This is a genomic window from Acinetobacter sp. GRABPA_MV_2, from assembly GCF_056725885.1.
In genome coordinates this window covers 1-4823 of the sequence record NZ_JBWZNA010000041.1, presented here as the reverse complement: position 1 = coordinate 4823, position 4823 = coordinate 1, and the positions used below count along the sequence as shown (strand labels likewise).

Here is a 4823-nt window from a genome sequence, read left to right as displayed (position 1 = left end):
ACTTGAACTTTTCCTTTTCGCATCAATATCTTAAAGTAAGCCGTTCTAGGGTTCAGCGCACTGGAACGGCTTTTTCGTGACTATTCACGTTCAACGTATGTTTTTTAATCAATGTTCCACAATTTTGATTAGCTACAGTCAACAATGCTCTCACCCATTCGGTAAGAAAAAGCGACTGAGAAAGCCTCTTTTCGGCTGCTCTGGTTCTACGTGCTCTGGCACTGGAATACGCTTATTTTCTGTTTCGACTGGAGTAGTCAATCCGTCATCTTTCGGTTCGAGTTCTGACCGAGTATCTGTTGCTATATCTGGAGCAGATTTCTGATCGGTAAACGTAGTCATATTGGATTGTGGGGGCTTCATTTCAATGAGTGTCAGCAGTGTATCTATACGAGCATTTGCCTTAGCTTCACGATCTTCGGCTTTTTCTAACTGTTTTTTTAGAAAATCAATCTGGTTTTTGAGTTCTACAACGGTTTTATCAGTGTATTCAGATGTATTTTGATTTTGTATTGGAGACGTATCGATACGTTTTACTTGTTTTACTCCAAAAGGTTCTCCATAGACACGTAGAAGTTCTGAAAAATCTATAAAACCATCATGGTCACGGCTTAACACACCGTTTTTTATATCTTTATATAGCGTAGCTCGAGATTTTTTATACAGGGTTGCAGCATCACTAACACTGTATTTTGTAGCTGTATTCATAGTGTATTGCTGTGTATTTTGAAAACGTATTGGAGAATACAATATGTGTATTCTCCAATACACTCAAGCTTTAAAGCCTAAGTTTTTTAGATGAGGCAAAAACTGTTTTTGCTGTATTGGATCTCTTAGCATTTCTTTGATTTTCGCGGCTAGGCTCTCATAGCTTTCATTACCATTTGCTAAGTTTGAAAATTCAGGTAGTCGTGAAAGCTGATTGCCAAACATATTGATTTGAGCATCTGTCATTTGTTGGAATGCTGTTTGGGGTGTTCTAGTTAATTCTTGTTGAGATGGCCTAACTTTCGATTTAATTCTGAATTGAATGTCAGTGATAACTCGTCCTTTTTTGAATTGGTCATAGTCAACGGTAATATCAGTGTGTTTATTAATTTCACTTACTGCTCTGTCTAATACGTTGGATTTAAAGTTAGACATTGTTGAATATTCAGTCGCGTCAAGACCTAACTTTGATCTAAGATCGTTAATACTATATTTCTCAGTTTTTGCTACATTCAACCATTTAATTAATAGCTCATATAGTCTTATGCTATATTTACTTCTAAAATCAGATACTTGCTCTATATGATATTTAGTAAATTGTTCACTTAATCGGCTAATTAAGCTGATAACTTCGTTGCTAAGGTATAAAACAATAAGACCATTAGAATCTACATAGGTCACTTTGTTTACCCAATTTGCTGTAGTAAGAGCCTCTAGGCCCTTATATCTATCTAAATAACTGAACTCCCTTCTTTTTAGTGTTTTTGCTGCCTCTCTGAGCAAGCCATAGGCATTATTACTATCCACTTTAAATTGATGAATGTAGTCGCTTACAAGCACTTCTATTGGTGTATCTGGCGTGAGATTAGAAGACTCTCTAGCTCCAACTATGGCCAAGAGCATAATACGTTGCTCTATGAGTGATAAGTTAAAAGAAGCATCGATAAGAGCATTATCTTTAACAACTAATTTATTGTTATTTGTCATGATATGAAGCTTATTAATTCATTTAACTAGGTTATATGTCATATATTTTAAATAGTCAATAATCTATCTATTTATATACCCCTTAAACCTATCTTTATCACCCCTTAAACCTATCTTTATCACCCCTTAAACCTATCTTTATCACCCCTTAAACCTATCTTTATCACCCCTTAAACTATTGCAAACAAAGGATTTCAGCCTGTCTAAAAGCATTAAAAACTATTAAAAATAATTAAAAGCCTCATCTGGTCAAAATTGCCCTTGGTTTTCGCTACGCTCAAACTCTATTGAATCTCGCTTTCGCTCGATTCGGGGGGCAATTTTTTGGCTCTTTTCGTTGTGAATTTGAGAAAAAGCAAAGGCAAGAGCAAAAGCAACTCGGAATTCGCTTCGCTCATAGCGCTTTATGCTCGCTTCGCTCGGTCTAGACTCAAATTTTTGCATCTAAACTTCACTTTTTTAGGTTAACAAACCTAAAAAAGCGGTTTTTCAGAGGGCCGAGGCGCGAATTTTGGGACTGTCGCTCGTAGACACTCGCTTGGTTAAGCCGTTCTTATCGCTTATAGATGTAGTGTCATTTGCTTCTATTTGCTTTTAGAGGCACTTTTTTGTTTTTTGGGTACTGATCTCTAGTTCAGTTTGAAATGATCGCTCTATGGCGAAAATACAGCGTTTAAACGTGATGTTTGTTCATTGCTCTGGTGTCTTGTTGAATGGGTTTCTTGGATCTGTTTTTGCTGTTTCAATGAGTCGATTCATATTTTTTGTGGTTGGCATTCGTTGAACGAAAGCTTCGATTTCTTCAATTGTTCCAAGATTCCTTTTGAGCTGTCTAAAACTGAGATATGCATGAATCATGTCGGCCAGTTTATCTAAGTCGCTATTATCCTGTGAAAAACTAATCGATGCCTTTCTCAAAGATTCGATATAAAGCGATCCTATAAAGTATTTGATCTGGTCTTCTCGTTTTTTCTGTTGTTTCTGGCTTTGTTTTTTCTGTTGTTGTTCTGGATTCAGGGCTTTTTCTATTTTCTGATTCAGGTTTTTCGCTGCGGTCTGGTGGCGTTGCGTTTTGAGGATCTCATCCAGTGCATCGTGCATGGCAAAGTAGGCATCAATGTCATTTTTTTGATGGAGCTTGAGGATGTTCTGTTGCAGTGCATTGCGTTTGGCAGGTTCTGTCTGTTGGATCAGTTGCAGCTGAAGCATGCGTTTGTTGTAGGCATTGCGTTCATAGCGACATTTCTGGATGAGTTGTCGGTCTTGCTCACTGAGATCCTGAAGACTTTTTTTGTTTTTGAGCATGTGCAAGCAACGTTCTTCAACTCGACGTTTGAACGGTAGATTGAGGATATGCGTGCCGAGTTCGTTGATTTCTTTTGCTGTGAGAACTAACGCTTTGCGTCCTGCCATTTGGATCTCATTTTGCCGTGGATTGAGACCATGTTATCGTCATCTTGTGGGCGTTTAAACTATTTTTTCTGCTATGCATAAAAAATAGTTTATCTCGTTTCCGTGTCTTTTTTTGACAACAACCGCTAAAGCGATTATTGTCAAAAAAAGACACTCCTCCTCGCTCCTGCGGAGAGCCTCCTTTGCGAATTGGATCTCAGGTGAATTCGGCATGTTTTACATGAATATTCGGCACAATGTGAAGAAGGATTCCAGTTCCAAGAATACCTTCCATTATCTGACTCGAACCGCGCATTTTGCCGAGCAAAAGGCCGATGAAGAATTGGAGTTCGTGCGTTCTGGAAATATGCCTGCTTGGGCTGTCGATGCACCTGCGACTTTTTGGCATAGTGCGGATCGTTATGAGATTGCTCGAGGTCGAACCAGTTCAACGTTGACCGTGGCTTTACCAAAAGAATTGTCGAAACAGCAGCGTAAAGAATTGGTCGAGGCCTTTATTCAGGAATTTGCTGATCAGTATCAGTTCCCTTATACCGCAGCGGTGCATAATCATCCGAGTGAGCTGACAGGTGAAGATCAACCGCATTTGCATCTGATGTATTCTGAACGGAGTCTGGTCGATGGGATTGAACGACCACCAGAGCAGTTTTTTAAGCAGTATCGTCCAAAGAATCCCACCAAGGGTGGCGCACAGAAATTAACGGCTGATGCGTTGGGCTTTGGCCGTGATCAGGTCAAAGCCTTTCGAGAAAAAACTGAGCAGCTAATTAATCAGGCTTTGGAAAGGCATGCACCGATGAAAACCGTGATTCTGGAGGGTATGGAGATTGTTGTTCCGAATCGAGTGAGTCATTTGTCCAATCAGGAATTTAACCAGAAATACGGAACCCAGTTGCAGGATGTTCCGCAGATCTACCGATGGAAGTTGAAAAGTGCTGATCCAATGATTCAGCTTGAAGTTGAGGCACAGAAGCAAACCATTCAACAGATTCGGCAATTCAACAAGCTCCAGATTTATCAAAAGGAGTACAACCAAGCTTTAGAGCAGCGTAAAAATCAAGATCTAGATCGTGATGATGGTTATACGCCATCATGGTTCTAGGAATATTGTGAAGTTTTAAATAAAGCTTTTGGAGGTCGTATGAAGACTGGAAAACAAATTCTTGAGGGTTTATTTGAAGATCAACGTGCAGCTGTACATGATCCCCATCATCCAGTGAATGATCAGCTTCGTGCCAGTCTATTGTGGAAGAAACATTTACTTGAGTTGATTCAGATTCCACGCCATCAACTGAAATCAGATGATAGCTATGTTTTGGTGTCGGATATTCCAGAGTATTTTAAAGCACAGTTTGAGCAATATTTTTTAGGTCAGAACCTATTGCAGCATGTGGATCATCCTGAAGAATCACGATTGGATAGCAAACGTTTGGACAGTTTTATTGCCTATCTGAAAGATCATCCAAGTTATCAATCAGAGCAGCGTGGCCAAGCATGAAAAATCCAGTAGATGCAGATCGAATTCGAGCTGCTTTTAAGGCAACGCAAGGGATTGTGGAGCATTCATTTGAGCAGCATGTAATTGATGCCAGTCAAGCTTATGTCAATGCGATGATTGAGCGGATTGCGTCTGGGGAGTCGACCTTTGAGGAGGAAGATGAGGTGTTAATGATGAAGTGGCGAGCTATGAATGCCTTACAGGATAAGGATTCATA

6 protein-coding genes are annotated in these 4823 nt (G+C 39.6%); 3 read left to right on the top strand and 3 right to left on the bottom strand.

Annotation, left to right across the window (positions count from 1 at the left end; translation table 11 throughout):
- Positions 1-150 precede the first annotated feature (150 nt).
- The 3 genes from ACXM0J_RS18560 to ACXM0J_RS18550 form a co-directional block, all read right to left on the bottom strand.
- Complete coding sequence (locus ACXM0J_RS18560) at positions 151-708, bottom strand: plasmid replication DNA-binding protein (protein ID WP_025468577.1); 558 nt, start codon at positions 706-708, stop codon at positions 151-153.
- Between the two features lie 63 nt (positions 709-771).
- Complete coding sequence (gene repM, locus ACXM0J_RS18555; RefSeq protein ID WP_017724908.1) at positions 772-1695, bottom strand: replication initiation protein RepM; 924 nt, start codon at positions 1693-1695, stop codon at positions 772-774.
- A 690-nt stretch (positions 1696-2385) separates the two neighbouring features.
- Positions 2386-3108: a hypothetical protein gene (locus tag ACXM0J_RS18550; protein ID WP_086265274.1), complete on the bottom strand. Its 723-nt coding sequence runs from the start codon at positions 3106-3108 to the stop codon at positions 2386-2388.
- Positions 3109-3319: 211 nt separating this feature from the next.
- Between ACXM0J_RS18550 and ACXM0J_RS18545 the strand changes: the two genes are divergently transcribed.
- The 3 genes from ACXM0J_RS18545 to ACXM0J_RS18535 form a co-directional block, all read left to right on the top strand.
- A complete protein-coding gene (locus ACXM0J_RS18545; RefSeq protein WP_086265273.1) occupies positions 3320-4210 on the top strand; it encodes a MobA/MobL family protein in 891 nt (296 codons plus the stop codon).
- Between the two features lie 39 nt (positions 4211-4249).
- Positions 4250-4606, top strand: coding sequence for a hypothetical protein (locus ACXM0J_RS18540; protein WP_086265272.1), 357 nt, complete (start codon positions 4250-4252; stop codon positions 4604-4606).
- Positions 4603-4823: hypothetical protein (locus tag ACXM0J_RS18535; RefSeq protein ID WP_192596778.1), on the top strand; the 221-nt coding region annotated here is incomplete at its 3' end. The genes ACXM0J_RS18540 and ACXM0J_RS18535, both read left to right, overlap by 4 nt.

Coding starts and splice junctions, on each gene's coding strand:
- ACXM0J_RS18560 (WP_025468577.1), bottom strand. CDS start 708: ATGAATACAGCTACAAAATACAGTGTTAGTGATGCTGCAACCCTGTAT.
- repM (WP_017724908.1), bottom strand. CDS start 1,695: ATGACAAATAACAATAAATTAGTTGTTAAAGATAATGCTCTTATCGAT.
- ACXM0J_RS18550 (WP_086265274.1), bottom strand. CDS start 3,108: ATGGCAGGACGCAAAGCGTTAGTTCTCACAGCAAAAGAAATCAACGAA.
- ACXM0J_RS18545 (WP_086265273.1), top strand. CDS start 3,320: ATGTTTTACATGAATATTCGGCACAATGTGAAGAAGGATTCCAGTTCC.
- ACXM0J_RS18540 (WP_086265272.1), top strand. CDS start 4,250: ATGAAGACTGGAAAACAAATTCTTGAGGGTTTATTTGAAGATCAACGT.